Here is a 26,098-nt window from a genome sequence, read left to right as displayed (position 1 = left end):
AGCATGTCCCTCGTTCTCGACGCCGCCGCCCAGGACCTCCTCTTCCGCGAGGCCCGGACGGCCAACACCTTCACCGACGAGCCGGTGACCGAGGAGCAGGTGCAGGCGATCTACGACCTGGTGAAGTACGGCCCCACCGCCTTCAACCAGACCCCCCTGCGCGTCGTCCTGGTCCGCTCCGCCGAGGCCCGCGAGCGCCTGGTGAAGCACATGGCCGAGGGTAACCAGGCCAAGACCGCCGCCGCCCCGCTGGTCGCGATCCTCGCCGCCGACAACGAGTTCCACGAGGAGCTCCCGCAGCTGCTGCCGCACTTCCCGCAGGCCAAGGACATGTTCTTCGCGGAGCGCCCGGTCCGCGAGCAGTCCGCCGCCCTGAACGCCGCCCTCCAGGCCGCGTACTTCATCGTCGGCGTCCGCGCCGCGGGGCTGGCCGCCGGCCCGATGACGGGCTTCGACTTCGCGGGCGTCCAGAAGGAGTTCCTGGACGACGACCACACCCCGCTGATGGTGGTCAACATCGGCAAGCCGGGCGACGACGCGTGGTTCCCGCGCAGCCCGCGCCTCGCCTACGACGAGGTCGTCAAGACCGTCTGATCCGGTCCGGCCTGTGGGCCCCGAGCGCGGTGCGCTCGGGGCCCACAGGCGTTCACGCCTTCTTCGGCGCGGTCAGCGCCGCCGCCATCTCCGCCAGCCGCTCGTACGACGCCGTGCCCGTCACCACCGTCGTGACACCCTTGTCGCGCCGCACCAGGGCGTCGTACTTCGGCCCTTCCCAGCGCTGCCACGCCTGCCCGGCGACCTGCTGCGTACGGCCCGTGTCCCGCGCGTCGTGGCTCACCTCGGCGATGTACTTCTCCGGCCGCGCCGTCGACTGCTCCACCGCCACGTACTGCCGGTCCGGCGACAGGAAACCGAGGTGCCAGGCGTCGCCGTCCGCGCGCTCGTACGAGACCGAGGTCGGCGTCCACCCCTTGGCGAGGCCCTGCGGCGCCAGCACGGTGTACGGGGCGGCACGCTGGGCCGTCACCAGCTCGACGCGGTAGTCCACCGGCTTGATCGGGTCCGCGTTCTCGTCGTGCGGGATGAAGAAATAGATCACGCCGGCGGCGGCACAGATGACCGCCATCGACTGGAACATTCCGCGTACTGTCCGGTTGCCTCGCATACCTGCCACGCCCCCTATGGTCGCATCAGCGTGGCCTGCTCATACGTGGGCCCCTCTGCTCAATATGTCGACCTACCGATAGAGTCGCAGCACCCTCTTCACCACTTGCGGCCGTCGCCGTACAGAAAGGTGCGTACCGATGACCGACAATCATCTGCCGTCCGAGCTCGAGGTCTCTCCCGAGGCTCCCGACCGCAACCTCGCCCTGGAGCTGGTCCGGGTCACCGAGGCCGCCGCGATGGCCGCCGGTCGCTGGGTCGGCCGCGGGGACAAGAACGGCGCCGACGGCGCGGCGGTGCGGGCCATGCGCACCCTCGTCTCCACCGTGTCGATGAACGGCGTGGTCGTCATCGGCGAGGGCGAGAAGGACGAAGCCCCGATGCTGTTCAACGGCGAGCGCATCGGCGACGGGACCGGCGCCGAGTGCGACATCGCCGTGGACCCGATCGACGGGACCACGCTCACCGCGAAGGGCATGCCCAACGCCATCGCCGTCCTGGCGGCCGCCGACCGCGGCACCATGTTCGACCCGTCCGCGGTCTTCTACATGGACAAGCTCGTCACCGGCCCGGAGGCGGCCGACTACGTCGACATCAACGCCCCGGTGTCCGTGAACATCCGCCGCGTCGCCAAGGCCAAGCACTCCTCCCCCGAGGACGTCACGGTCGTCATCCTGGACCGCCCCCGCCACGAGGGCATCATCAAGGAGATCCGCGAGACGGGCGCGCGCATCAAGTTCATCTCGGACGGCGACGTGGCCGGCTCGATCATGGCCGTACGCGAAGGCACCGGCGTCGACATGCTCATGGGCATCGGCGGCACCCCCGAGGGCATCATCAGCGCCTGCGCGATCAAGTGCCTCGGCGGTGTGATCCAGGGCAAGCTGTGGCCGAAGGACGACGAGGAGCGGCAGCGCGCGCTCGACGCCGGCCACGACCTGGACCGCGTCCTGTCCACCAACGACCTGGTCAGCGGCGACAACGTCTTCTTCGTCGCCACCGGCATCACCGACGGCGAGCTGCTGCGCGGCGTGCGCTACCGCGCCGAGACGGCGACGACCTCGTCGCTGGTCATGCGCTCGAAGTCGGGCACGATCCGCCAGATCGACTCGACGCACCGGCTGTCCAAGCTGCGCGCGTACAGCCAGATCGACTTCGACCGGGCCAAGTAGGACCCGAAGGCACGAAAAGGGGCGCCCCCATGTGCGGTGGGAGCGCCCCTTCCCGTACGGGCCGGGCGGTGGCCGTCAGGACGGTGGCTGCCAGGAGAGCGGCTGCCGGGACAGTGGCCGTCAGCCCGCGGCGGCGATCTGCCGGCCCGTCGAGGCCGCCGCCTTCTTGAGTTCGACCTCTCGGCGCCTGCGCCGGGCCAGGACGACGCGGCGCTCGGCCGCGGTCAGGCCGCCCCACACGCCGTACGGCTCGGGCTGGAGCAGCGCGTGCTCCCGGCATTCGACCATCACCGGGCAGCGCGCGCAGACCCGCTTTGCGGCCTCCTCACGGGCCAGCCGGGCGGCCGTGGGCTCTTTGGACGGGGCGAAGAACAGTCCTGCTTCGTCCCGGCGGCACACCGCCTCGGTGTGCCACGGCCCGGCCTGGTCCTCTCGCGCGGGAAGGCGCGGGGCAGGGACGGCGGCGACCTGGAGGGGCTGATGCGGCAGTTGCAGCACGGTCTACTCCTGACGACGGCTTCGCGAGCGAGAGACGATGCAGCAAGGCTTACCCGTTGTACGCGCGCCTATGCCGTGCGTGGCGCTCCGGTCCGGCAGGTGGGATTCCGGTCGGCCGAAAGCCGCCCCAAGGCGGGTTGGAGCGGGCCGCCGGGCCGTCAGGTGCCGGAGTGCCGGCGCGTCCGGTCGCGCAGGTCGGCGATCCGCTTGCCGCGCCGGGGGCGGGCCTCGACGGTGCCGAAGACCGCGGAGCCGTTGACGACGACGACCGGGGCCTCGGGGTCGATGGCTTCCAGGGCGGTCACGTCGAAGGTGCCGAAGACGCCCGTGCCGCTGCCGCGCAGGGTGATGTTCTCGGGGACGCGGATCTCGACGGCGCCGAAGACGGCGGTGACGTCGAGGGTGGTGAGCCGCTGGGTGAAGAGCGCCTCGGTGAGGTCGATCTCGAGGGTGCCGAACAGCGAGAAGGCGTGGGTCCGGCGCCCCACGCGCCGGCAGCCCGTGCGGTTGGAGCCGGTGAAGACCGCGACCAGCTTCTCGGCAGGCTCGGCATCGGCCTCGGGGCCGTGGGCGTGGGCGTACGCGTCCTGTTTCTCGGGGTCCACGGGACCAGCCTAGCCAGTCGCGATACATCGCGACTAGGGGGTCGACGTGCCGAACCGGCGCAATCGACTCCGGCAACTGAGCCTTACCTCACAGGTTCGGGCGGCTCGGGGCGTTCTACGCTTGTGGGCGCGCTGCCAATGGGGGCGGCGCCGCTGTCCGCCGAGTGAGGAATGGCCTCCGTCATGCCAGAGTTTGCGTACTCCGATCTGCTCCCCCTGGGAGAGGACACCACGCCGTACCGCCTGGTGACCTCCGAGGGTGTCTCCACCTTCGAGGCCGACGGCCGTACGTTCCTCAAGGTGGAGCCGGAGGCGCTGCGCAAGCTCGCCGAAGAGGCGATCCACGACATCCAGCACTACCTGCGCCCCGCGCACCTCGCGCAGCTGCGCAAGATCATCGACGACCCGGAGGCGTCGAGCAACGACAAGTTCGTCGCGCTCGACCTCCTCAAGAACGCCAACATCGCGGCCGCCGGCGTCCTGCCCATGTGCCAGGACACGGGCACGGCGATCGTCATGGGCAAGCGCGGGCAGAACGTCCTCACCGAAGGTGAGGACGAGAAGGCCCTGTCGCGCGGCATCTACGACGCGTACAAGAACCTGAACCTGCGCTACTCGCAGATGGCTCCGCTCACCATGTGGGAGGAGAAGAACACCGGCTCCAACCTCCCCGCCCAGATCGAGCTGTACGCGACGGACGGCGGCGCGTACAAGTTCCTGTTCATGGCGAAGGGCGGCGGCTCGGCCAACAAGTCGTTCCTCTACCAGGAGACGAAGGCGGTCCTCAACGAGGCCTCCATGATGAAGTTCCTGGAGGAGAAGATCCGCTCCCTGGGCACCGCCGCGTGCCCGCCGTACCACCTCGCGATCGTCGTCGGCGGCACCTCCGCCGAGTACGCCCTGAAGACCGCGAAGTACGCCTCCGCGCACTACCTCGACGAGCTGCCGGAGGAGGGCTCGGTCCTCGGGCACGGCTTCCGTGACAAGGAGCTGGAGGAGAAGGTCTTCGAGCTGACGCAGAAGATCGGCATCGGCGCGCAGTTCGGCGGCAAGTACTTCTGCCACGACGTGCGCGTGGTCCGCCTGCCCCGGCACGGCGCGTCCTGCCCGGTCGCCATCGCCGTCTCCTGCTCGGCCGACCGCCAGGCCGTCGCCAAGATCACGGCGGAGGGCGTCTTCCTGGAGCAGCTGGAGACCGACCCGGCGCGCTTCCTGCCGGACACGACGGACGAGCAGCTCGCCGAGGACGGCGACGTCGTCAAGATCGACCTCAACCAGCCGATGGACGACATCCTCGCCGAGCTGACCAAGTACCCGGTCAAGACCCGGCTCTCGCTGACCGGCCCGCTGGTCGTGGCGCGCGACATCGCGCACGCCAAGATCAAGGAGCGGCTGGACGCGGGCGAGGAGATGCCGCAGTACCTGAAGGACCACCCGGTGTACTACGCCGGTCCGGCGAAGACGCCCGAGGGGTACGCCTCCGGTTCCTTCGGCCCGACCACGGCCGGCCGCATGGACTCCTACGTGGAGCAGTTCCAGGCGGCGGGCGGCTCCAAGGTCATGCTGGCCAAGGGCAACCGCTCGAAGCAGGTCACGGACGCCTGCCACGCGCACGGCGGCTTCTACCTGGGCTCCATCGGCGGCCCGGCGGCGCGCCTCGCGCAGGATTGCATCAAGAAGGTCGAGGTCGTCGAGTACGAGGAGCTCGGCATGGAGGCGGTCTGGAAGATCGAGGTCGAGGACTTCCCGGCGTTCATCGTGGTGGACGACAAGGGCAACGACTTCTTCCAGGACCCGGCGCCCGCGCCGACGTTCACGTCGATCCCGGTGCGCGGCCCGGGCCTCGCGTAGCACGCGGACCCCGTACGCAGGGCCCGGCCACCTTCGCGGTGGCCGGGCCCGTCCGCGTCCGTAGCGGTTACGCGAACCGCTGCTTCGCCGAGCCGTCGCACGGCTGGAGCTTCAGCGGGTCCTTCGCCGCGCCCAGCGTCACGCACAGGGACGGCGCCGCCTCCGGGCGCAGGGTCCCGGACTGGCGGACGAAGCGCTGGTTGGCCGCGCCGGAGCAGTTCCACAGGATCAGGGCCTTGCCGGCGGTGTACGCGGCGCCGGGGACGTCCAGGCAGCGGTCGTGCGTCAGCTCCGTACGCAGCGACTTGTGCGTGGCGTCGTACCACCAGTTCTGGTTGCGGCCGCCGTGGCAGTCCCAGCCGCCGACCGCGGTGCCGTTGCGGGTGACGGAGGCGCTGACGTCCACACAGGTGCCGGTCGCCTCACCCCGCAGTGGCGCGAACTTGTCGTCCCAGGCGCCCGGCACCAGCTCCGGCTTGCCCGTGGAGGCCGGGTCCGCGCAGCTCGCCTCCCGTACGCCCGCGCCCGCCTGGTAGAGCTGCGTCAGGCAGGAGGCGAAGGCGGCGTGGCCGGCGGCGTTGGGGTGGAAGGACTGGCGGACGGAGTTCTCGTCCGGCAGGCCGGGCTTGGAGAGGTCGATGTAGAGCCCGCGCGCCCAGGCGCTGTCCATGCAGACCTCGTGGCCGTGGAAGAGCCGCGAGTTGTCGAGGTAGACGGCTCCGGTGTTCGCCGCGGCGCGCCGCATGCCGCGTTCGAAGGCGGGGACGGCGGTGTTGCGGCCCCAGACGGTGTCGGAGTCGTAGCCGAGGCCGCCGCAGGCGATCTTGGTGCTGAAGTTCGGGTTGTCGTAGAAGTCGGGGCCGATCGGACTCGGGTAGCCCATCGCCACGAGCTGGTAGTCGCCGTCGGCGTACCCGGCGTCGCGCATCACGGTGCGCAGGTCGCGGAGGGTCTGCTCGACCTTGGGGACCAGGCCGTCCACGCGGGCCTGCCAGCCGGGCGCGTACTTGGGCTCGCAGGGGCCCTGGAGGGTGAGGTAGCGGACGACGCAGTCGGTCATCACGGGGCCGAACTGGAGGTCGTCGTTGGCGCCGGCCACCAGCAGCACCATCTTGATGCGGGTGTTGCGGGCCTTGATGGCGAGGCTGTCGCTCTGGACGAGCTCGTCGGCGTACTGCTTGCTGCCGCCGATGCGGATGTTGGCGGTGGACGCGCCGGAGCACGAGACGTTGTACGTGACGTCGGCGGGGATGCCGGTGCGGTGGATGGCCGCCTCGGGCGAGCGGTGGCACCAGTTGTCGGGGCCGTTGGTGGGCGGTTCGTACGTACCGACGCCCTCGCCGGATATCTCGCTGTCGCCGAGCGAGATCAGGCCGGTCTTGCGCTCGGCGAGCGGGCGTTCCTCGGGGCTTCCGTACAGTGCGGTGGCCTCGGCCGCGCGGATCCGTTCCAGTTCGGGCGGAAGGGGTACGGATGCGGTGGTACGTGGGGCTTTCGCCGCCGCGTTGGCGGGTGACGTAACAGCCGTCATCCCGGCGAGTGCGGCGGCGAGCGCGGCCACGGCCGCGACGGGCCCTCGCACCCGGTGACTGGTGCGCGTCATTGCGCCTCCTGGAAGTGGGGTTACCCACGGTTTTTACTGGCCGGTACGCACGTTGGGAATACGCGTAACCAGACAAGTGCTCAACTTTTTCAGGAGGGTGATGGAATGTCGGACTACCGGATCGAGCACGACTCCATGGGAGAGGTGCGGGTCCCCGCCCACGCCAAGTGGCGGGCCCAGACCCAGCGGGCGGTGGAGAACTTCCCCGTCTCCGGCCAGCGCCTGGAGCGCGCCCACATCGAGGCCCTGGCCCGGATCAAGGCCGCCGCCGCCAAGGTCAACGCCGAGCTCGGGGTGCTGGACAAGGAGATCGCGGACGCCGTCCAGGAGGCGGCCGCCGAGGTCGCCGAGGGCCGCTGGGACGAGCACTTCCCGGTCGACGTCTTCCAGACCGGCTCCGGGACCTCCTCGAACATGAACATGAACGAAGTGCTCGCCACCCTGGCCGGGGAGCGGCTCGGCGAGCGACTCGGCCGCCCGGACGCCGTCCACCCCAACGACCACGTCAACGCCTCCCAGTCGTCCAACGACGTCTTCCCCTCTTCCATCCACATCGCGGCCACCGCCGCCGTCACCCGCGACCTCGTCCCGGCCCTGGAGCACCTGGCCGCCGCCCTGGAGCGGAAATCGGCCGAATTCGCCGACGTCGTCAAGTCCGGTCGTACGCACCTGATGGACGCGACGCCGGTGACGCTCGGTCAGGAGTTCGGCGGCTACGCGGCCCAGGTGCGGTACGGCGTGGAGCGGCTGCGCGCCTCGCTCCCCCGCCTCGCCGAGCTGCCGCTGGGCGGTACGGCGGTCGGCACCGGCATCAACACCCCGCCCGGCTTCTCCGCCGCCGTCATCGCCGAGGTCGCCCGCGCCACCGGGCTGCCGCTGACCGAGGCCCGCGACCACTTCGAAGCGCAGGGCGCGCGCGACGGGCTGGTGGAGACGTCCGGTCAGCTCCGTACCATCGCCGTCTCCCTCACGAAGATCGCCAACGACCTGCGGTGGATGGCGTCCGGGCCGCGCACGGGCCTGGCCGAGATCAACCTCCCGGACCTCCAGCCCGGCTCGTCGATCATGCCGGGCAAGGTCAACCCGGTCATCCCCGAGGCCGTCCTGATGGTCGCCGCCCAGGTGACGGGGAACGACGCGACCGTGGCGGTGGCCGGCGCCGCCGGGAACTTCGAGCTGAACGTCATGCTCCCGGTCATCGCCAAGAACCTCCTGGAGTCCGTCCGGCTGCTCGCCAACGCCTCCCGCCTCCTCGCCGACCGCACGGTCGACGGCATCACCGCCAACCGCGAGCGGGCGCGCGAGTACGCCGAGTCCTCGCCGTCCGTGGTCACCCCGCTCAACAAGTACATCGGGTACGAGGAGGCCGCGAAGGTCGCCAAGAGGTCGCTGGCCGAGCGGAAGACCATCCGCGAGGTCGTCCTCGAGGCGGGGTACGTGGAGCGCGGGGACCTGACGCTCCAGCAGCTCGACGAAGCCCTCGACGTACTGCGCATGACCCGGCCCTGACCTGCTGGTTCGTACGCCGCCGGGCCCGCTTGCGGTGATCCGCACCGCAGCGCGGCCCGGGGGCCGGGTCCTAATATCTGCACATGACAGCCGAGACGACGGGACGACGCGGGGCGGGAGCGGGTGCGGACGGGCGCTGGGCGCCCGGTACACGGATCTTGTGGCGGTACCGGGACAACGGCGGCGACGGCGTCCACATCTGCCGGCCCGTGACCGTCGTCCAGGACACCGACGACCTGCTCGCCGTCTGGATGGCGCCCGGCACCGAGTGCGTCAAACCCGTCCTCGCCGACGGCACTCCGGTGCACGAGGAGCCGCTCGCCACCCGGTACACGGCGCCGCGCACCACCACGCGCACCCGGTGGGAGGGCAGCGGCGTGCTCAAGCTGGCGCGGCCGGAGGAGCCGTGGTCGGTGTGGCTGTTCTGGGAGCGCGGCTGGCAGTTCCGCAGCTGGTACGTCAACTTGGAGGAGCCGCGCCTGCGGTGGTCCGGCGGCGTCGACTCCGAGGACCACTTCCTGGACATCTCCGTCTACCCGGACCGTACGTGGCTGTGGCGCGACGAGGACGAGTTCGCGCAGGCGCAGCGGAGCGGCCTGATGGGCCCCGCGCAGGCGCGGCGGGTGCGGGAGGCGGGCCGGGCGGCGGTCGAGGTGATCCGGGCCTGGGGCACGCCGTTCGCGGACGGCTGGGAGGAGTGGCGGCCCGATCCGCGCTGGCCGGTTCCGGAGCTGCCGGCGGACTGGGACCGCAGCCCGGCGCAGACGGCTCCGTGAGACCCTTGATGCGCCCCTGGGGGTCAAACGTAGGATCGTCCTCCGCAAGGCCGCGTGTCCGTAACGACTGAGCACCGAGCACGACCTGACCGTAAGTCATCCATGAGGGGGTGGAGCCGTGCCTGATCTGCGCACGGATACCCCGCCCCTTGTCAACGCCGCCCTCAGAGCGGGTATAGCGCCTGACAGAGCGATTGCATCGCCCAACCGGCCCGGATGGACGGAATCCCACGCGTGACGGAGCATCCCACGTCCCATGACGGCAGGCAGCCGCTCGCTGCCCGCCCGCAGGAGCGCACCCGGACGCGGCAGGAGGCGCCCCCCGCGGCGCCCGCCGCGCCCTCCGCAGGCGCGGGCGCCGGTGCGGATGCCGGTCCGGACGCCGGTGCGCGGCGCGAGCACGCGCCGGTGACCGGGGCCCCCGGCGCCGCGGTGCCCGGGTGCCGGTGCGGGCACGGCTCCGACGACGTACAGGCGGCGAGAGCGGCGTCCGCGGCCCCGTCCGGGCCGGGGCGCGACGGCGGTGACAGCGGCGGGAACGGCCGACGGGCGGGCGCTGCGCCCGCCGACGGGCGTGGGGACGGAGGCGGCGGCGTGGTCGCGGCGGCAGGAGGGCTCGGTGGGTTCGGGAGCGTACCCGCGCAGACGGGGCGAGGACCGGCCGGTCGGGAAGCGGCGGGGCGCGAGCCGGTCGCCGGCCGCGAACAGACCGGGGGTGTGCGCGAGCCCGTCGCCCACGAGCCGGTGGCGCACGAGCCCGTCGGGACCGCGCGGCGCGAGGGCGACCGGCTGCGGTTCGTGGGGGCCGCCACGCGGCGCATCGCGCGCGGCATAGACCTCGACGAGATCGTGCTGGGCCTCTGCCGGGCGACCGTGCCCACGTTCTCGGACGCGATCCTCGTCTACCTCCGCGACCCGCTGCCCGTCGGGGACGAGCGGCCCGTCGACCCGTTCGTGCTGCGGCTGCGCCGCACCGACCGGCTGCGTTTAACGGACGACGACTCCGAATTCGCGCTGTCGATCGCCCCGGACACCGACCTCGACCTGGGGCCGGCCGCCGAGCTGTGCGAGGTGCGCCCCGGCGGCGCGCTCGCCGAGGTCCTGCGCGGCGTGCGGCCCGTCTTCGGGGACTCCGCCGCCGCGCGCGCCGCGCTGCCCGAGCTGCTCGGCGACGGCCGCTCGGTGCCGTCGGGCCACCGCGCGATCCTCGCGCCCCTGCGCGGGCGGCGCCGGGTCATCGGCGCGGCGGTCTTCCTGCGCCGCCCGGACCGGCACGCCTTCGAGCCGAACGACCTGCTCGTGGCGGCCCAGCTGGCCACGCACACCGCGCTCGGCATCGACAAGGCGGTGCTGTACGGGCGCGAGGCGTACATCGCGGACGAGCTCCAGCGCACCATGCTGCCGGAGAACCTGCCGCAGCCGACGGGCGTGAAGCTCGCCTCCCGCTACCTGCCGGCCGCCGAGACGGCCCGGGTGGGCGGCGACTGGTACGACGCGATCCCGCTGCCCGGCAGCCGGGTCGCCCTGGTCGTCGGCGACGTGATGGGCCACTCCATGACGTCCGCGGCGATCATGGGCCAGCTGCGCACCACCGCGCAGACCCTCGCCGGGCTGGACCTGCCGCCGCAGGAGGTGCTGCACCACCTCGACGAGCAGGCCCAGCGGCTCGGCGAGAACCGCATGGCGACCTGCCTGTACGCGGTGTACGACCCGGTAGCGCACCGCATCACCATCGCCAACGCCGGCCACCCGCCGCCGGTCCTGCTCCACCTCGGCGGGCGGGCCGAGGTGCTGCGGGTCCCGCCGGGCGCGCCCATCGGCGTCGGCGGCGTGGACTTCGAGGCGGTGGAGCTGGACGCCCCCGCCGGGGCGACGCTGCTGCTGTACACCGACGGCCTGGTCGAGTCGCGGCTGCGTGACGTGTGGACGGGGATAGAGCAGCTGCGCGAGCGGCTCGCCGCCACCGCCCAGCTGACCGGCCCGGACCACCCGCCGCCGCTGGAGGCGCTCTGCGACGACGTGCTCGACATGCTCGGGCCCGGCGACCGGGACGACGACATCGCGCTGCTCGCGGCCCGCTTCGACGGGATCGCGCCGAGCGACGTCGCCTACTGGTTCCTGGAGCCGGAGGACGCGGCGCCGGGGCGGGCGCGGCGCCTGGCGCGGCGGGCGCTGGCCCGCTGGAATCTGGGGGAGCTGTCGGACAGCGTGGAGCTGCTGGTCAGCGAGGTGGTCACCAACGCGGTGCGGTACGCGGAGCGGCCGGTGACGCTGCGGCTGCTGCGGACGGACGTACTGCGCTGCGAGGTCGGTGACGACTCGCCGCAGCTGCCGCGCCAGCGGCGGGCCCGCGACACCGACGAGGGCGGGCGCGGCCTGTTCCTGGTGAACCGGCTGGCCCGGCGGTGGGGCGCGACGCGGCTGTCGACGGGCAAGGTGGTGTGGTTCGAGCTGCCGACGCGGATCTGACGCGCGTGACGCGGGTCTGACGCGCGTACGGCCACGGCGAAGGCCGGGTCCCGATCACGGGACCCGGCCTTCGGCACGTCACGGCTTGGGCGGCTTCAGGTCGCCCGGCTTCGCCGGTTCGTCGACGTCCCCGCCCGGGTCGCCGGTGTCGCCGCCGGACGCGCCGTCGGTCGGCTCGCCGGTCGGCACGCCGGGCGTCGTCGGCGTGCGCGTCGGCGTCGGGTCGCCCGCCGGTTCGGTGGGCTCCTCGGTCGGGGTGGCGGTCGCGCTCGGCTCCTCGGCGGGCTCGGACGCGTCGTCGCTGGGCTCGTCGGACGGCGTGGGGCTCGGCGTCGGCGTGCCCGTCGGCTGCGGCTCGGACACGACGGTGTCGGCGGCCTCCAGGTCGAAGCGGGCGTCGGAGCCGCCGCCGAGGGCGCCGGTGGTGTACGCGCGCCAGATCTTGGCGGGAACGCCGCCGCCGTTGGCGCGGCCCGGGTTGATGGTGTCGGTCAGCGTGACCTGCCCCGTGCCGTCGGGCTTCTCGCCGAAGAGGGCGACGGCCGTCACCAGTTCGGGCGTGTAGCCGACGAACCACGCCGAGCGGTTGTTCTCCGACGTACCGGTCTTGCCGGCCGCCTGGTAGTTCCCGGCCGCGTTCGCGCCGGAGCCGCTGGAGACCACGCCGGTCAGGGCCTTGGTGACGGTGTCGGCGGCCTCGCGGCTCAGCACCCGCTCGCCGATCGCGTCGACGGGCTCCACCTTGCGGTCCTTGTGCTCGGCGGACTTCACGATCGTCGGGGTGACCTTCTCGCCGTGGTGGGCGAAGGTGGCGTACACGCCCGCCATGTCCCAGGGGGAGGCGCCCATGGTGCCCAGCGACATCGCCGGCTGCTCCATGAACGCGTCGCCGTCCTTCATGCCGAGGTCCAGCGCGGTCTTCTTCACCTTCTTGGGGCCCACGTCCACGATCATCTGGGCGTAGACGGAGTTGATCGAGCTGTTGGTGGCCTTCTGCACGGTGACGGGCCCGTAGCTCTGGTTGTTGAGGTTCTCGGGCGCGAAGGGGGTGTCGCCGCCCTCCACGGGCCGCTTGCTGGTGCCGTCGTAGACGGTGCCGAGGCCTATCTTCCGGCCGTCCTGGGTCGTCGCCCCGTTGTCCAGGGCGGAGGCGAGGACGACCGGCTTGAAGGTCGAGGCGGGCTGGTAGTCGCGGCGGGTGGCGTTCGACAGCCAGTGCTCGGTGGCGCCGATGCCGCCGTAGAGGGCCACGACCTGGCCGGTCTTCGGGTCGACGGAGGTGGCGCCCGCCTGGACGGTGGCGTCGGCCTTGTCGGCCTTGCGGTCGAGCTTCTCCTCCAGCTGGTGGTCGACCGCGGCGACGAGCTCCTTCTGGCGCTTCTCGTCGATGTTGAGCGTGATGCTCCAGCCGCCGGCCTTGAGCTGCGCCTCGGGGATGCCCTGGCGCATGAGCTCCTGGTTGGCGGCCTCGACGAGGTAGCCGTTGGTGCCCTCCGCGCCGGGGGCGGCCTTCGGCTTGCGCGGCTCGGGGAAGCTCTGCTTCGTCCGCTCGGACGTGGAGAGCCAGCCCTCCTCGACCATGTTGTCCAGGACGTAGTTCCAGCGGTCGGTGACGAGCTTGCGGCCGGTGGCGTTCGCCGAGGTCCAGTCGTACTGGCTGGGCGCCTGGAGGACGGCGGCGAGGTACGCGCCCTGGGCGACGTTCAGCTCGCTCGCGTCGACGCCGTAGTACGCCTGGGCGGCGGCCTGGATGCCGTACGCGCCCCGGCCGTAGTAGCTGGTGTTCATGTACCCGGCCAGGATCGCGTTCTTGTCGAGCCGCTGGTCGACCTTGAGGGAGATCACCAGCTCCTGGAGCTTGCGGCTGACCGTCGGGTCCTGGGTGAGGTAGTAGTTCTTGACGTACTGCTGGGTGATCGTCGAGCCGCCCTGCTTGCCCTTGCCCGTGAGGGTGTTGAAGACGCCGCGCGCGGTGCCCTTGATGTCGACGCCGGAGTCCTCGAAGAAGGTCTTGTTCTCCGCGGCGACGAAGGCGTACTGGACGTCCTTGGGGATCTTGTCGAGGCCGACGATCTCGCGGTTGACCTCGCCGGTGCGGGCGAAGATCTTGCCGTTGCTGAACTTGTAGACGTTGCTCTGCTTGGTCGCCATGGCGTTGGCGTCGGGGACGGGCACCAGCAGGTAGAGGACGTAGAAGGCGCCCATCACGAGCAGGCACAAGCCGAAGAAGGTGCCCAGCAGCTTCTTCCAGGTGAAGAAGCGGCGTATACCCCCGCCCTCGCTCTTCGTCCCGCGGGCTTTCGCTTGGCCCATCGCTTCGTCGCTCCGCTCTTCGTCGACCAGATCAGCAGCTCAGCAAACTAACACCGGGAGAACCGGCAAACGTCAACGGATCACGCCTTTTCAGGACGTGAGAATCAGCACCCGTGTCAATGGAACCGACTCCTCAGGCTGCCGAACGGTTGCGAGAACGGTTAAAGTGATATCACTTTGCTAGACCGCCAGACCGTACGAACGGGGGACACCCATGTCCGACACCACACCGGCGCCCGGCACCGCAGCGGCGCCCGACGCACCCGAGATGCCCGAGCCGCACGTCCGGGAGTTCGCCGCGCACAGCATCGGCGGGGGCCTCGCGCTGCTGCTCGGCCTGGTGGGCCTGGCGGCGGGCGTCTGCCTGGTGGTCGCGGGCGCGGCGACCGGCGCGACCGGCGCGAAGGTGGCGCTGATCATCACCGGCGTCGCGGTCGGGATCGCGGCCTTCCTCGCCATGTGCGGGCTCAACATGGTGGCGCCCGGCGAGGCCCGGGTGGTGCAGCTCTTCGGCCGCTACCGGGGCACGATCCGCGACGACGGGCTGCGCTGGGTCAACCCGTTCACCTCGCGCCAGAAGGTCTCCACCCGGGTGCGCAACCACGAGACCGCGGTCCTGAAGGTCAACGACGCGTACGGCAACCCGATCGAGCTCGCCGCCGTGGTGGTGTGGAAGGTCGAGGACACGGCGCAGGCGACCTTCGAGGTGGACGACTTCCTGGAGTTCGTCTCCACGCAGACCGAGGCGGCGGTACGGCACATCGCGATCGAGTACCCGTACGACGCCCACGACGACGACGGCCTGTCGCTGCGCGGCAACGCGGAGGAGATCACCGAGAAGCTCGCCGCCGAGCTGCAGGCGCGGGTGCAGGCGGCGGGCGTGCACATCATCGAGTCGCGCTTCACCCATCTGGCGTACGCTCCGGAGATCGCCTCCGCGATGCTCCAGCGCCAGCAGGCGGGCGCCGTCGTGGCGGCGCGCCGGCAGATCGTGGACGGCGCGGTCGGGATGGTGGAGGCGGCGCTGGACCGCCTGGAGGAGCGGGACATCGTGGAGCTCGACCCGGAACGGAAGGCGGCGATGGTGTCGAACCTGATGGTGGTGCTGTGCGGTGACCGCGCGGCCCAGCCGGTGCTGAACACGGGCACGCTCTACCAGTGACCGAGCGCTCGCCGCGCAAGCAGGTACTGCTCCGCCTGGACCCGGCGGTGCACGAGGCGCTGGCGCGCTGGGCGGCGGACGAGCTGCGCAGCGCCAACGCCCAGATCGAGTTCCTGCTCCGCAAGGCCCTCGCCGACGCGGGCCGCCTGCCGACCGCCCCCGGCCCGCTCCCCCGCCGGGGCCGGCCCCCGAAGGCGGCGAGGCCCGAGCGGCCGGAGCGGCCCGAGCGGCCTCAGCCCGAGTAGCTCACGGCCGGTCGCCGGCGGGGACGTGCACCGGAGCGCCGGTGGCCGCGAGCACCTCCTCGGCGGTGACGCCGGGGGCGGTCTCGGCGAGCACGAGGCCCCGGTCGGTGACGTCGAGGACGGCGAGGTCGGTGATGACGCGGTGGACGCACGCCGCGCCGGTCAGGGGCAGCGTGCACGCGCGCACGATCTTGGGGCTGCCGTCCTTGGCGGTGTGCTCGGTCAGGGCGATGACCCGGCGGGCGCCGTGGACGAGGTCCATGGCACCGCCCATGCCCTTGACCATCTTGCCGGGGATCATCCAGTTGGCGAGGTCGCCCGCCGCGGACACCTGCATGGCGCCGAGCACCGCCGTGTCGATGTGACCGCCGCGGATCATGCCGAAGGAGAGCGCGGAGTCGAAGAAGCTCGCCCCCGGAAGGACGGTGACGGTCTCCTTCCCGGCGTTGATCAGGTCGGGGTCCACCTCGGCTTCCGTCGGGTACGGGCCGGTGCCGAGGATGCCGTTCTCGGAGTGGAGGACCACGTGGACACCGGGCGGCAGGTGGCCGGGGACGAGGGTCGGCAGTCCGATGCCGAGGTTGACGTAGGTGCCGTCGTGGAGTTCGGCCGCGGCGCGGGCGGCCATCTGGTCGCGGTTCCAGGCCATCAGACGCGTACCGTCCTCTTCTCGACCGGCTTGTCAGCCGCCTGCTCCCGGGTGAGCACGACGACGCGCTGGACGAAGACGCCGGGGACGTGGATGTGGTCGGGGTCGAGCTCGCCGGGGTCGGCGAGGCGTTCCACCTCGGCGATGGAGACCCTGCCGGCCATCGCGGCGGGCGCGTTGAAGTTGGCGGCGGTGCGGTGGAGGACGAGGTTGCCGTGCCGGTCCCCGACGGCGGCTCTCACCAGGGCGAAGTCGGTGGTGATGCCGCGCTCCAGCACATAGGTGCGTCCCTCGAACACACGGGCCTCCTTGGGGGGTGACGCCACGGCGACGGTCCCGTCGGGGTGGTGACGCCAGGGCAGGCCGCCGTCGGCGACCTGGGTGCCCACGCCGGCCGGGGTGTAGAAGGCGGGGATGCCGCAGCCGCCGGCGCGGAGCCGTTCGGCCAGGGTGCCCTGCGGGGTGAGCTCGACTTCCAGTTCGCCGCCGAGGTACTGGCGCGCGAACTCCTTGTTCTCTCCCACGTAGGAGCCGGTCACCCGGGTGACGCGGCCCGCGCCCAGCAGGATGCCGAGGCCGCGGCCGTCGACGCCGCAGTTGTTGGAGACGATGTGGAGGCGGCCGCTGCCCTTGTCGTACAGGGCGCGGATGAGGGTCTCGGGTATGCCGCACAGTCCGAAGCCGCCGACGGCCAGTGACGCGCCGTCCTCGATGTCGGCCACCGCTTCGGCGGCCGAGGCCATCGTTTTGTCCATGCGAGACGGAGCCTTTCGTGGGTCGTGCCCGCGCACGCCACCGCGGCCCATTCGGCATCGCGGTGGCGTGGACGGGTGACGTACGCGCCGAGGGGAATCAGGCGGTTTCGTGCGCGGTGATGAAGGAGCGCATCTTCGCCAGGGCCGTGCTGTTGGAGATGATCGTGAAGTGGCTGGGTGCCATCGGGCCGCTCATCAGGTGGTTCTCGTCCGCGCCGGCGAGTATGGCGGTGTCGGTCGGTACGGCGTTGTAGTCCGCGGTCGAGCGGATCGTCAGGTAGGCGACCTTGTCGTTGAAGGGCACTTCGGTGGGCGAGTTGAGCGCCCTGAGGAACGGCGTGTGGGGCGAGGCGAACTGCTGGCAGGAGACGTACCACTGGCAGCCGTTGTTGGTGGTGCCGTGCTGCGGTCCGGCGAAGCCGATGTACTGGGAGACCTTGTCGGCGCCGCCGAGGTTCTTGATGTAGTACCGGGCCGCCAGGGTGGAGGCGGACCAGGTGGCCAGAACCACCTTGGACGCCCCGGTCTGGCTGCGGACCTGGTCGACCTTCACCGAGAGCTCCTGGGCGGCCCTGGCCAGGTCCTGCGTCATCCGGCTGCTGTCGGTCCAGGTGAACAGCCTTCCCGCCGGCCAGCCGTTGGCCTGCAGGTTGGACTTCATGGCGTCCATGCCGGACGGCTGGCCGGTCATCCCGGGGATCATGATGACCGGGTCGTGCCCGGCGGCCGCGGCGGCTTCGGTACGCGGTGCCGCGGCGGACGCCTGGGACGCCAGCCCCAGCAGACCGGCGGTCAGTACGGCGGCGAGCGCGGCGGACAGCGCCCGGCGGGTGGAGTGGAACAACATGGGTGCCTCCTTGCCCGTCGTGCGGTGCGCCGGAAGCGGGCGGCGGCTCGCGCCCGGCGGTCGGCGACGGGGATGTGGGGTGTGGATGGAGAGCACCGTAGGACCGCGCCACGTGGCGCCTTGATGGGAGCGGCGCACATCGTTCCGCCGCGTATGTGTCCACCCCGACCATTACGGCGCGGAAGGCGCGCTGCGAGTGTGCGGCACACATATCCGGCTGCGGGGAGGACAGGGAAATGATCCGGTTCGGCATCGTCGGTGGAGGGTTGATGGGGCACGGGATCGCCGTCGCTCTGGCTCGGGCGGGCTTCGGTGTGGTCGTGCACGACGCGGATCCGGCGACGCTGGCCGGTCTGGGTGAGCGGGTCGGGCAGGCTCTCGAGCGCTGTGGCACGCCACCGGAGGAGCTGCGGGCCGTGGCGGAACGGATCACCACGGCCTCGTCGCCGGCGGAGCTCGCGCGGAGCGCGGACATCGTGGTGGAAGCCGTCCCCGAGCGCCTGGACATCAAGCACCACGTGCTGGCCGCGGTGGAGGACCTCGTCTCCCCCGTGACGCCGATCTGGTCCAACACCTCGGTGCTGTCGCTCACCGAGGTCGCCAAGGGGATGCGGCATCCGCAGCGGCTGGTAGGCGTCCACTGGTGGAACCCGCCCTACGTCATCCCGCTCGTGGAGGTCGCGCCGGGGACGGAAACGGACCACCGCTTCGTGGAGGAAGCCTGTGAGCTCCTCGACGGGCTGGGCAAGACGACGGTACGCCTCCACCGGGACGTCCCCGGATTCATCGGCAACCGGTTGCAGTTCGCGCTCGTGCGCGAGGCGCTGCACCTCCTGGAACAGGGCGTGTGCGACGCGGTCACCATCGACACCGTCATGCGGTCGAGCCTCGCCCTGCGCTGGCCGGCCGTGGGGCCCATGGAGAACGCGGACTTCATCGGGCTGGAACTGACCCGGGACATCCTGAACAGTCTCAGCCCCCATCTGTCGGCGGCGACCGGCGACTTCACCGTCCTCGACGCGCTCCTCCGGGCGGGCCACCGGGGCCGCGCCTCCGGAGCGGGGCTGCTGCCCTGGCCGGAGGGGCGGGACGAGGAGGTCGCCCGGCGGCTGGACGCCGGGATCCGCTCCCGCCTCGCGTCGCCGCGGACCGCTCCGGGCGGGGTCGGGCGGGCGCACGAGGGGTGATACTCCCAGCGGGCCGGCACACCCGCGCACGACCGAGGGGCCTGACGGGCCGGTCCGACGGAGGGGCCATGGCAGGGACGTACAGCGGTGTCTTCCTGGAACTGCTGCTGAAGGACGCCGACATCGGCGCCTTCGACGACGTGCTGGCGGCGGCCCGGGCCGCCGGGGAGCCGCCCGGCAGGCTCGCGGAACTGGAGGAGGAGCGCGCGATCGCGCTGCGGCTGCGCGAGAGGCACCTGCGGCACCGCCGCAACGAGGCGGAGCTCCAGTTGCTCAACGACACCGCCAACGACCTGGCGTCGCTGCGGGACCTCGACTCCATCCTCCAGGCGATCTCCGATCGCGCACGGCGTCTGCTGGAGTGCGACCTCGCCTACATCAGCCTCAGCGACCGGGGCCGCGGCGACAGCTACATCAAGGCGGCGGCCGGCAACATCTCCGGTCGGCTGCGCGAGCTGCGGCTGCCGGTCGGCAGCGGGGTCGGGGGCATCGTCGCGCGGACCGGCGAACCCTACGCCGTCACCTCGTACCTCTCCGACGACTCCTTCGCCCACACCGCCGAGATCGACCGGACGGTCGCGGCGGAGGGGATCGAGTCCCTGCTGGGCGTGCCGGTGAAGCTCGACCAGGAGGTGATCGGGGTCCTGCTCGCCGCACACCGGAGCCGGCGGGGGTTCGGCAGCCGTGACATCAGCGTGCTGATGATGCTCGCCGCGCACGCGGCGGTGGCCATCGAGAACGCCCGGCTGCTGAGCGCCGCCCAGGCGGCCGTCGCCGAGCTGCGCGTCGCGAACGACACGATCAGCGCGCACATGTCCGACCTGGAGCGCACCGCCGAGGTGCACGAACGCCTGACGCGGCTGGTCATCCAGGGCAAGGGCGTGGACGACGTGGCCCAGGCGACGGCGACCTCGCTCTCCGGCACGGTGGTCGTCCTCGACGAGGACGGTGACATCGCGGCCCGGTCCCGGGGCCCGGTTTCCGTCCCGGTCGAAGAGCTGCGGGCCATCGGCGCGGCCGCCCGGCGGGCCGGAGGCACCGTCGTCCGGGGCGCCCGGTGCGCCGTCCCGCTGATCACCGAGTCCGAGCCCCTGGGCGCCATCGTCCTCGCCGGGACGGCGCCGGAGATCGGCCCCACCGACCGCCGCATCCTGGAGCGGGCCGCGCTGGTCGCCTCCCTCGTCCTGGTCACCCGCAGGCGCATGGCGGAGGCGGAGGCGCGGGTGCGCGGCGAGCTGCTGGACGACCTGCTGGCGGCGCACTCCAAGGACCGTGACCTCCTACGGCGTCGCGCCGCCCTGATCGACGTCGACCTCGACGCCTGCCGGACCGTGGTGGTGGCCCGCCTGGACGGCGAGCCGCGCGAACGGGTCTACGCCTCCACCGCGGCCTTCGCCCGGCGCTCGCGCGGACTGGCCACGCTCCGGCGCGACACCGTGATCCTGCTGCTGCCCGGGGACGACCCCCTGGAGGTGGCGCGCACCGCCGCGCGCGAGCTGTCGCGCACCGCGCGCCGCACCGTCACCGCCGGTACGGCGCGGGCCGGGGACACCGCCGGCACCGAGGCGGCGTACCAGGAGGCGGAGGCGTGCCTGCGGGCGCTGATCGCCCTGGGCAGGACCGGCGAGGTCGCGGACACCCGCGGTCTCGGCTTCGTCGGCGCGCTGTTCGGCGGGCGGCCGTCGATCGCGTCGTTCATCGAGTCCGTCATCGGCCCGGTGATCGCGTACGACCACGGCCACCGCTCGGACCTGGTGCGCACGCTCGACGCGTACTGCCGGTCCGGTCAGCACGCCCGGAACACCGCGCGCATGCTGCACCTGCACGTCAACACCGTCTCGCAGCGTCTGGCCCGCGTGAGCCGGCTCCTCGGTGAGGGCTGGCGCGATCCGGAGCGGCTGCTGGAGATCCAGGTCGCCCTCAGGCTGCTGAAGGTCGGCGACTCCTAGCAGGACGCGACGGATATGGCTGCGGCGAGGACATCGCGGCAGGAACGGTGTCCGTCCCGCACATACGGCTCCGGGGCCGGTGCTTCCTACCTTGTGCGCTGAAACGCAACACCTCAGCCACCCCATGGAAGTGGTGCACATGTCGTCGCCCACCGCAGCACAGCCCCGCCCCCCGGCCGGCCTGAAGAAGATCGTCGCCGCCAGCCTCATCGGTACCACCATCGAGTGGTACGACTTCTTCCTGTACGGCTCCGCCGCCGCGCTCGTGTTCAACCAGCTGTTCTTCCCCGACTCCGACCCCCTGGTCGGCACGCTGCTGGCCTTCCTGACGTACGCCGTCGGCTTCGCGGCCCGGCCCCTGGGCGCGCTCGTCTTCGGACACTTCGGGGACCGCCTCGGGCGCAAGAAGCTCCTGGTGCTCAGCCTGCTGATGATGGGTGGGGCGACCTTCCTGATCGGGCTGCTGCCCACCCACGCCACCATCGGCTCGGCCGCCCCGGTCCTGCTCACCGCGCTCCGCCTCGTCCAGGGCTTCGCCCTCGGCGGCGAGTGGGGTGGGGCGGTCCTGCTGGTCTCCGAGCACGGGGACGCGCGGCGGCGCGGCTTCCTGTCGTCCTGGCCGCAGACCGGCGCGCCGGCCGGGCAGTTGCTGGCCACGGGCGTGCTCGCCGGGCTGACGGCCGCCCTGCCCGAGCCGGCCTTCCTCTCCTGGGGGTGGCGGGTGCCGTTCCTGCTGTCGGGCGTGCTGGTGCTCGTCGGGCTGTGGATCCGGCTGTCCGTGGACGAGTCGCCCGTCTTCAAGGCCGCCCTCGCGGCAGCGGAGCGCCGCAGGTCCGAGCAGGGCACGGCGGAACAGCCACCGGCGCTCGCCGTCCTGCGCCACCACTGGAGAGACGTCCTCGTCGCCATGGGCGCGCGCATGGTGGAGAACATCTCCTACTACGTCATCACGGCCTTCATCCTCGTGTACGCGACGGAGCACGCCGGCACCGGCCGGCAGACGGCGCTCAGCGCCGTACTGGTCGCCTCGGCCGTACACTTCGCGACCATCCCGATGTGGGGCGCTCTCTCCGACCGGCTCGGCCGGCGCCCGGTCTACCTCATCGGGGCGATCGGCGTCGGTGCCTGGATCCACCCGTTCTTCCTCCTGGTCGACCGGGGCACCTTCCCCGCCGTCCTGCTCGCGGTGACGGTCGGCCTGCTCTTCCACGGCGCCATGTACGGCCCCCAGGCGGCGTTCTTCTCGGAGATGTTCTCCACCCGTGTGCGCTACTCCGGCGCCTCCATCGGCGCCCAGTTCTCCTCCGTGGCCGCCGGCGCCCCCGCCCCGCTGATCGCGACGGCACTCCTCGCCGGCTACGGCAGCGCCGTGCCGATCGTCCTGTACGTCCTGGCCGCGGCCCTGCTGACGGTGATCGCCCTGGCCTGCGCACAGGAGACCCGGCACCGCGACCTGACCGCCGCGCAGGACGAGGCCGCGCAGCCCCGGCCCGCGCCGTCCGGCGAGCAGCCGGCCCGCACGGCCTGAACCGCCGCCGAACGCCCCTAGGGGGCGTTCTCCGCCGGGAGTATCCGTACCGGCAGGTCCGCCATCGCCCCGCGCAGCGCGTCCGCCAGCTCCTCGAACTCGGCCTGGCGCGCCGCGCCCGTACGCATCGCCAGCGCGACCCGCCGCGACGGCGCGGGATCGGCGAACCGGCCGGTCAGCAGCCGGTCGTTGCGGCCGGTCTCGACCGTCACGGCCGTGCGCGGCAGCAGCGTCACGCCGAGGCCGCCCGCGACCAGCTGCACCAGCGTGGAGAGGCCTGCCGCGGTGGTGGTCACGGCGGCGCCGTCCTGGCGGCCGGCCTCGCGGCAGATGTCCAGCGCCTGGTCGCGCAGGCAGTGCCCCTCGTCCAGCAGCAGCAGCCGCAGCTCGCGCAGGGCCTCGCGCGGGATGTCGTCGCGGCCGCCCAGCTCGTGCCCCTCGGGCGTGACGAGGACGAAGTCCTCGTCGAACAGGGGGAGTTCCGTGACGCCCGGCACCCCCAGCGGCACCGCGAGCAGCAGCAGGTCGAGCCGCCCCGCCGCCAGGCCCTCCAGGAGCGAGGAGGTCTGCTCCTCGTGGACCTGGAGGTCGAGCTCCGGATAGCGCTCGTGCACCAGGCGCAGCACCGTCGGCAGCAGGTACGGCGCGACGGTCGGGATCACACCGAGCCGCAGCACCCCGGTGAAGGGCGCCTGGGCCGCCTCCGCCTCCTCCATGAGCTCACCCACCGTGTCCAGCACGGCCCTGGCCCGTATCGCGAGCCGCTCACCCGCCGGGGACAGCAGCACCTTGCGTGTCGTACGCTCCAGCAGCTGGACACCGAGTGCCTCTTCGAGGGCCGAAACCGCGCCCGAAAGCGCCGGCTGGCTCATCCCGATCGCCGCCGCCGCGTCCCGGAAGTGCAGATGCTCGGCCACCGCCACGAACGCGCGGAGCTGGGCCAGACTGGGCTGCTTACCCTTATATACGGACACCACTGATAACCACCTTCGATCAACACGACCCAGTCTAGCTATTTCACTGATCAATGCACGCCGTGCCATGCTGGGGCTCCGTCCAACCCCCACGGAAGGCCTCAAAAGGGACTTCCCCGCTGCAAGGAGAGCGTGTGCTCACTGTCGGTGACCAGTTCCCCACGTACGACCTGACCGCCTGCGTGTCGCTCGAGAGCGGCAAGGAGTTCGCGCAGATCGACCACAAGGCCTACGAGGGCAAGTGGCGCGTGGTGTTCTTCTGGCCGAAGGACTTCACCTTCGTCTGCCCCACCGAGATCGCCGCCTTCGGCAAGCTGAACGACGAGTTCGCCGACCGCGACGCCCAGATCCTCGGCGTCTCGGGCGACTCCGAGTTCGTGCACCACGCCTGGCGCAAGGACCACGCCGACCTGCGTGACCTGCCCTTCCCGATGCTCGCGGACTCGAAGCACGAGCTCATGCGCGACTGCGGCGTCGAGGGCGAGGACGGCTTCGCGCAGCGTGCCGTCTTCATCGTCGACCCGAACAACGAGATCCAGTTCTGCATGGTGACCGCCGGCTCCGTCGGCCGTAACCCCAAGGAGGTCCTGCGGGTGCTGGACGCCCTGCAGACCGACGAGCTGTGCCCCTGCAACTGGACCAAGGGCGAGGACACTCTCGACCCGGTCAAGCTGCTCTCCGGCGAGTGACGAAAGCGACCCTCTGACATGGCTCTCGACGAACTGAAGTCCGCCATACCGGACTACGCCAAGGACCTGAAGCTGAACCTCGGCTCGGTCATCGGCAACAGCGAGCTCCCCCAGCAGCAGCTGTGGGGCACGGTCCTCGCCTGCGCGATCGCCTCGCGCTCGCCGAAGGTCCTGCGCGAACTGGAGCCGGAGGCGAAGGCGAACCTCTCGCCCGAGGCGTACCAGGCCGCCAAGTCCGCCGCCGCGATCATGGCGATGAACAACGTCTTCTACCGCACGCGCCACCTGCTCTCCGACCCGGAGTACGGCACGATGCGCGCGGGTCTGCGGATGAACGTCATCGGCAACCCGGGTGTGGAGAAGGTCGACTTCGAGCTGTGGTCGCTCGCCGTCTCCGCCATCAACGGCTGCGGCATGTGCCTCGACTCCCACGAGCAGGTGCTGCGCAAGGCCGGCGTGGAGCGCGACACGATCCAGGAGGCGTTCAAGATCGCCTCGGTGATCCAGGCGGTCGGCGCGACGCTCGACGCCGAGGCCGTCCTCGCGGAGTAGTCAGCCGTACGCGTACGAAGGGGCCCACCGACCTTGAGTCGGTGGGCCCCTTCGGCGTGTCCGCGTACCCCTACCCCTGCTACACCGGCGGCGCCACCCGCGGCTCCCCCGGCGGCGCGTGCCGCAGAGCCTGCTCGTAGCTGAACGCCCGCAGATAGCCGACGACCGTGTTGGTGACCGCGACCAGCGGGACTGCGACCACCGCGCCGCCGATGCCGGCGATCAGACCGCCCGCCGCGACCGTGAGGACGACCGCGAGCGGGTGGACCCGCACCGCGCGGCCCAGGATGAACGGCTGGAGGACGTGGCCCTCGATCTGCTGGACGGCGAGCACCACGACCAACACCATCAGCGCCGTGAAGACGCCCTGGGTGACCAGGCCGACGATCACCGCGAGGGCACCGGAGATCACCGCGCCCACCAGGGGGATGAAGGCGAAGAGGAAGATGAGCACGCCGAGCGGCACGGCCAGCGGCACATCGAGGAAGTAGATGCCGAGGCCGATGAAGACGGCGTCGATGAGGGCCACGATCAGCGTGCCGCGTACGTACGCGGTGAGGGTGCGCCAGGCGCGCGGACCGGCACCCGCGACGCCCGGACGCGCCTGCGTCGGCACCAGCTTGAGCACCCAGCCCCAGACCTTCTTCCCGTCGTACAGCAGGAAGAGCGTCGAGAACATCGTCAGCAGGATGCCGGTGATCACCTCGACCAGCACGGTCACGCCCTGGAGGCCGGCGGAGGTGATCTCCTCCGTGTTGGTGCCGATGGTGTCGCTGAGGTTCTTGGCGATGTCGTTGATCTGCTGCTCGGTGACGTGGAAGGGGCTGTTCAGCAGCCAGCGCTTCAGCTCGTCGATGCCGTCCCGGAGGCGGTCGGAGATGTCGCCGAGGTTGTCCAGCACCTGCCAGACGACGAACCAGCCGACGAGGCCCATGATGACGAAGCCCGTGATGGCCGTGACGGCGGTGGCGAGCCCGCGTGGCAGGCCCCAGCGCGTCAGCCGGGCCACGGTGGGCTGGAGCAGAGCGGTGATCAGCAGCGCGGCGACGAACGCGAGCACCACCAGCTGGACGTTGCTGATGGCCTTCATCAGCACCCAGAGCGCGCCCGCGAGGACGAGCAGCCGCCAGCCGGCCTCGGCCGCGACGCGGATGCCCCAGGGGATGGCGTCGACGGGATCGGGGCGGGCGGCGACGGCGGGGGCGTACGCGGGCGGGGCCGGAACGCTCCCCGGCACCTGCGCGCCGTTCTCACCGGAACCGTTGCTCTCGCCGGAACCACCGGGCGCGCCGGAACCACCGGCACCCGCGGCCGCGCCCGGGAAGCCGGGGCCGCCCGGACCGGCGGGCACGCCGGGGCCACCCGGCCCACCCGGTTCACCCGGTTCGCCGGACTCGGTCTCGGCTCGGCGGCGCTCCTCCAGGAGCCGCCCCATCCGGGTCAGACCGGCGCCCAGCCGGCCCAGCCACCCTGGCACTTTCGACATGATCTTCTCTCTTCCCCCCACCGCTCCCCCCGGGAGTACGGGCTCCACGACGGTACACGCACGAAGCCCCTCACCGTAGGACGGTGAGGGGCTCGCGGAGTCGCGCGGGGCGGGC

General features: G+C 71.8%; 22 protein-coding genes and 1 pseudogene. 13 read left to right on the top strand and 10 right to left on the bottom strand.

The genetic code is table 11. The features are described from left to right. Positions 1–3: 3 nt before the first annotated feature. Entirely contained in the window at positions 4–594 is a 591-nt protein-coding gene (locus tag ACIRNI_RS27840; RefSeq protein WP_403555479.1) for a malonic semialdehyde reductase, read from the top strand. A 52-nt stretch (positions 595–646) separates the two neighbouring features. Here ACIRNI_RS27840 and ACIRNI_RS27835 read toward each other — a convergent pair whose 3' ends face one another. After that, the gene (locus tag ACIRNI_RS27835) at positions 647–1,165 is read right to left on the bottom strand and encodes a DUF4245 domain-containing protein (protein ID WP_403555551.1); all 519 of its coding nucleotides are present in this window, start codon (positions 1,163–1,165) and stop codon (positions 647–649) included. Between the two features lie 139 nt (positions 1,166–1,304). Here ACIRNI_RS27835 and glpX point away from each other — a divergent pair, with 139 nt between their 5' ends. After that, the gene (gene glpX, locus ACIRNI_RS27830) at positions 1,305–2,336 is read left to right on the top strand and encodes a class II fructose-bisphosphatase (protein ID WP_355359269.1); all 1,032 of its coding nucleotides are present in this window, start codon (positions 1,305–1,307) and stop codon (positions 2,334–2,336) included. Positions 2,337–2,456: 120 nt separating this feature from the next. On the opposite strand, the gene ACIRNI_RS27825 is transcribed toward glpX, so the two are convergent. Together ACIRNI_RS27825 and ACIRNI_RS27820 are read right to left on the bottom strand one after the other, a co-directional pair. Then, on the bottom strand, positions 2,457–2,834 hold the full coding sequence (locus ACIRNI_RS27825; RefSeq protein WP_355359266.1) for a WhiB family transcriptional regulator: 378 nt from the start codon (positions 2,832–2,834) through the stop codon (positions 2,457–2,459). Positions 2,835–2,992: 158 nt separating this feature from the next. After that, positions 2,993–3,406 (bottom strand): annotated as a pseudogene (locus ACIRNI_RS27820) (LiaF domain-containing protein); the annotation flags it as partial. 216 nt (positions 3,407–3,622) lie between these two features. On the opposite strand from ACIRNI_RS27820, the gene ACIRNI_RS27815 reads away from it, so the two are divergent. Beyond that, positions 3,623–5,290: a fumarate hydratase gene (locus ACIRNI_RS27815; RefSeq protein WP_403555476.1), complete on the top strand. Its 1,668-nt coding sequence runs from the start codon at positions 3,623–3,625 to the stop codon at positions 5,288–5,290. A 67-nt stretch (positions 5,291–5,357) separates the two neighbouring features. On the opposite strand, the gene ACIRNI_RS27810 is transcribed toward ACIRNI_RS27815, so the two are convergent. Then, positions 5,358–6,893, bottom strand: coding sequence for a ricin-type beta-trefoil lectin domain protein (locus tag ACIRNI_RS27810; RefSeq protein ID WP_403555474.1), 1,536 nt, complete (start codon positions 6,891–6,893; stop codon positions 5,358–5,360). Between the two features lie 105 nt (positions 6,894–6,998). Between ACIRNI_RS27810 and ACIRNI_RS27805 the strand changes: the two genes are divergently transcribed. The 3 genes from ACIRNI_RS27805 (at position 6,999) to ACIRNI_RS27795 (ending at position 11,647) form a co-directional block, all read left to right on the top strand. After that, on the top strand, positions 6,999–8,402 hold the full coding sequence (locus tag ACIRNI_RS27805) for a class II fumarate hydratase (protein ID WP_403555472.1): 1,404 nt from the start codon (positions 6,999–7,001) through the stop codon (positions 8,400–8,402). Between the two features lie 83 nt (positions 8,403–8,485). After that, the gene (locus ACIRNI_RS27800) at positions 8,486–9,178 is read left to right on the top strand and encodes a DUF402 domain-containing protein (protein WP_403555470.1); all 693 of its coding nucleotides are present in this window, start codon (positions 8,486–8,488) and stop codon (positions 9,176–9,178) included. A gap of 216 nt (positions 9,179–9,394) precedes the next feature. Next, positions 9,395–11,647 carry a SpoIIE family protein phosphatase gene (locus ACIRNI_RS27795; protein WP_403555468.1) on the top strand — a complete coding sequence of 751 codons (2,253 nt, stop codon included), beginning with the start codon at positions 9,395–9,397 and terminating at the stop codon, positions 11,645–11,647. 78 nt (positions 11,648–11,725) lie between these two features. Here ACIRNI_RS27795 and ACIRNI_RS27790 read toward each other — a convergent pair whose 3' ends face one another. Continuing rightward, positions 11,726–13,960: a transglycosylase domain-containing protein gene (locus tag ACIRNI_RS27790; protein ID WP_403555466.1), complete on the bottom strand. Its 2,235-nt coding sequence runs from the start codon at positions 13,958–13,960 to the stop codon at positions 11,726–11,728. 214 nt (positions 13,961–14,174) lie between these two features. Between ACIRNI_RS27790 and ACIRNI_RS27785 the strand changes: the two genes are divergently transcribed. Together ACIRNI_RS27785 and ACIRNI_RS27780 are read left to right on the top strand one after the other, a co-directional pair. Then, positions 14,175–15,122, top strand: a complete 948-nt coding sequence (locus tag ACIRNI_RS27785; protein ID WP_403555464.1) for an SPFH domain-containing protein — start codon at positions 14,175–14,177, stop codon at positions 15,120–15,122. Beyond that, on the top strand, positions 15,119–15,367 hold the full coding sequence (locus ACIRNI_RS27780; protein ID WP_403555462.1) for a hypothetical protein: 249 nt from the start codon (positions 15,119–15,121) through the stop codon (positions 15,365–15,367). Before ACIRNI_RS27785 ends, ACIRNI_RS27780 begins: the two co-directional genes overlap by 4 nt. 1 nt (position 15,368) lies before the next feature. On the opposite strand, the gene ACIRNI_RS27775 is transcribed toward ACIRNI_RS27780, so the two are convergent. The 3 genes from ACIRNI_RS27775 to ACIRNI_RS27765 all read right to left on the bottom strand — a co-directional run bounded on the left by ACIRNI_RS27775 (position 15,369) and on the right by ACIRNI_RS27765 (position 17,618). Then, positions 15,369–16,016 carry a CoA transferase subunit B gene (locus ACIRNI_RS27775; RefSeq protein ID WP_403555460.1) on the bottom strand — a complete coding sequence of 216 codons (648 nt, stop codon included), beginning with the start codon at positions 16,014–16,016 and terminating at the stop codon, positions 15,369–15,371. After that, a complete protein-coding gene (locus tag ACIRNI_RS27770) occupies positions 16,016–16,771 on the bottom strand; it encodes a CoA transferase subunit A (RefSeq protein WP_403555458.1) in 756 nt (251 codons plus the stop codon). Before ACIRNI_RS27770 ends, ACIRNI_RS27775 begins: the two co-directional genes overlap by 1 nt. Before the next feature lie 97 nt (positions 16,772–16,868). Continuing rightward, positions 16,869–17,618: an esterase/lipase family protein gene (locus ACIRNI_RS27765; RefSeq protein ID WP_403555456.1), complete on the bottom strand. Its 750-nt coding sequence runs from the start codon at positions 17,616–17,618 to the stop codon at positions 16,869–16,871. Positions 17,619–17,854: 236 nt separating this feature from the next. Between ACIRNI_RS27765 and ACIRNI_RS27760 the strand changes: the two genes are divergently transcribed. The 3 genes from ACIRNI_RS27760 to ACIRNI_RS27750 all read left to right on the top strand — a co-directional run bounded on the left by ACIRNI_RS27760 (position 17,855) and on the right by ACIRNI_RS27750 (position 22,282). Beyond that, positions 17,855–18,805 carry a 3-hydroxyacyl-CoA dehydrogenase family protein gene (locus ACIRNI_RS27760; protein ID WP_403555454.1) on the top strand — a complete coding sequence of 317 codons (951 nt, stop codon included), beginning with the start codon at positions 17,855–17,857 and terminating at the stop codon, positions 18,803–18,805. Between the two features lie 68 nt (positions 18,806–18,873). Continuing rightward, entirely contained in the window at positions 18,874–20,754 is a 1,881-nt protein-coding gene (locus ACIRNI_RS27755) for a helix-turn-helix domain-containing protein (RefSeq protein ID WP_403555452.1), read from the top strand. Between the two features lie 139 nt (positions 20,755–20,893). Beyond that, entirely contained in the window at positions 20,894–22,282 is a 1,389-nt protein-coding gene (locus ACIRNI_RS27750; protein WP_403555450.1) for an MFS transporter, read from the top strand. 17 nt (positions 22,283–22,299) lie between these two features. On the opposite strand, the gene ACIRNI_RS27745 is transcribed toward ACIRNI_RS27750, so the two are convergent. Then, a complete protein-coding gene (locus tag ACIRNI_RS27745) occupies positions 22,300–23,256 on the bottom strand; it encodes a LysR substrate-binding domain-containing protein (protein WP_403555448.1) in 957 nt (318 codons plus the stop codon). 134 nt (positions 23,257–23,390) lie between these two features. Here ACIRNI_RS27745 and ACIRNI_RS27740 point away from each other — a divergent pair, with 134 nt between their 5' ends. Both ACIRNI_RS27740 and ACIRNI_RS27735 read left to right on the top strand, forming a co-directional pair. Continuing rightward, on the top strand, positions 23,391–23,945 hold the full coding sequence (locus tag ACIRNI_RS27740) for a peroxiredoxin (protein WP_355359191.1): 555 nt from the start codon (positions 23,391–23,393) through the stop codon (positions 23,943–23,945). 18 nt (positions 23,946–23,963) lie between these two features. Next, positions 23,964–24,497 carry an alkyl hydroperoxide reductase gene (locus ACIRNI_RS27735; RefSeq protein WP_355359188.1) on the top strand — a complete coding sequence of 178 codons (534 nt, stop codon included), beginning with the start codon at positions 23,964–23,966 and terminating at the stop codon, positions 24,495–24,497. Between the two features lie 79 nt (positions 24,498–24,576). On the opposite strand, the gene ACIRNI_RS27730 is transcribed toward ACIRNI_RS27735, so the two are convergent. Continuing rightward, complete coding sequence (locus tag ACIRNI_RS27730; RefSeq protein WP_403555446.1) at positions 24,577–25,983, bottom strand: AI-2E family transporter; 1,407 nt, start codon at positions 25,981–25,983, stop codon at positions 24,577–24,579. Positions 25,984–26,098: the final 115 nt, after the last annotated feature.

It is taken from the genome of Streptomyces sp. NPDC093546 (assembly GCF_044765045.1).
Taxonomy (GTDB): Bacteria; Actinomycetota; Actinomycetes; order Streptomycetales; family Streptomycetaceae; genus Streptomyces.
The sequence above is the reverse complement of the archived record's forward strand: the minus strand, read 5'-3'. Positions and strand labels throughout refer to the sequence as shown.

Bases quoted from the DNA above. Each gene is read 5' to 3' on its own strand.
- ACIRNI_RS27840 (WP_403555479.1), top strand. From the start codon at position 4: ATGTCCCTCGTTCTCGACGCCGCCGCCCAGGACCTCCTCTTCCGCGAG.
- ACIRNI_RS27835 (WP_403555551.1), bottom strand. From the start codon at position 1,165: ATGCGAGGCAACCGGACAGTACGCGGAATGTTCCAGTCGATGGCGGTC.
- glpX (WP_355359269.1), top strand. From the start codon at position 1,305: ATGACCGACAATCATCTGCCGTCCGAGCTCGAGGTCTCTCCCGAGGCT.
- ACIRNI_RS27815 (WP_403555476.1), top strand. From the start codon at position 3,623: ATGCCAGAGTTTGCGTACTCCGATCTGCTCCCCCTGGGAGAGGACACC.
- ACIRNI_RS27810 (WP_403555474.1), bottom strand. From the start codon at position 6,893: ATGACGCGCACCAGTCACCGGGTGCGAGGGCCCGTCGCGGCCGTGGCC.
- ACIRNI_RS27805 (WP_403555472.1), top strand. From the start codon at position 6,999: ATGTCGGACTACCGGATCGAGCACGACTCCATGGGAGAGGTGCGGGTC.
- ACIRNI_RS27800 (WP_403555470.1), top strand. From the start codon at position 8,486: ATGACAGCCGAGACGACGGGACGACGCGGGGCGGGAGCGGGTGCGGAC.
- ACIRNI_RS27795 (WP_403555468.1), top strand. From the start codon at position 9,395: ATGGACGGAATCCCACGCGTGACGGAGCATCCCACGTCCCATGACGGC.
- ACIRNI_RS27790 (WP_403555466.1), bottom strand. From the start codon at position 13,960: ATGGGCCAAGCGAAAGCCCGCGGGACGAAGAGCGAGGGCGGGGGTATA.
- ACIRNI_RS27785 (WP_403555464.1), top strand. From the start codon at position 14,175: ATGTCCGACACCACACCGGCGCCCGGCACCGCAGCGGCGCCCGACGCA.
- ACIRNI_RS27775 (WP_403555460.1), bottom strand. From the start codon at position 16,016: ATGGCCTGGAACCGCGACCAGATGGCCGCCCGCGCCGCGGCCGAACTC.
- ACIRNI_RS27770 (WP_403555458.1), bottom strand. From the start codon at position 16,771: ATGGACAAAACGATGGCCTCGGCCGCCGAAGCGGTGGCCGACATCGAG.
- ACIRNI_RS27765 (WP_403555456.1), bottom strand. From the start codon at position 17,618: ATGTTGTTCCACTCCACCCGCCGGGCGCTGTCCGCCGCGCTCGCCGCC.
- ACIRNI_RS27760 (WP_403555454.1), top strand. From the start codon at position 17,855: ATGATCCGGTTCGGCATCGTCGGTGGAGGGTTGATGGGGCACGGGATC.
- ACIRNI_RS27755 (WP_403555452.1), top strand. From the start codon at position 18,874: ATGGCAGGGACGTACAGCGGTGTCTTCCTGGAACTGCTGCTGAAGGAC.
- ACIRNI_RS27750 (WP_403555450.1), top strand. From the start codon at position 20,894: ATGTCGTCGCCCACCGCAGCACAGCCCCGCCCCCCGGCCGGCCTGAAG.
- ACIRNI_RS27735 (WP_355359188.1), top strand. From the start codon at position 23,964: ATGGCTCTCGACGAACTGAAGTCCGCCATACCGGACTACGCCAAGGAC.
- ACIRNI_RS27730 (WP_403555446.1), bottom strand. From the start codon at position 25,983: ATGTCGAAAGTGCCAGGGTGGCTGGGCCGGCTGGGCGCCGGTCTGACC.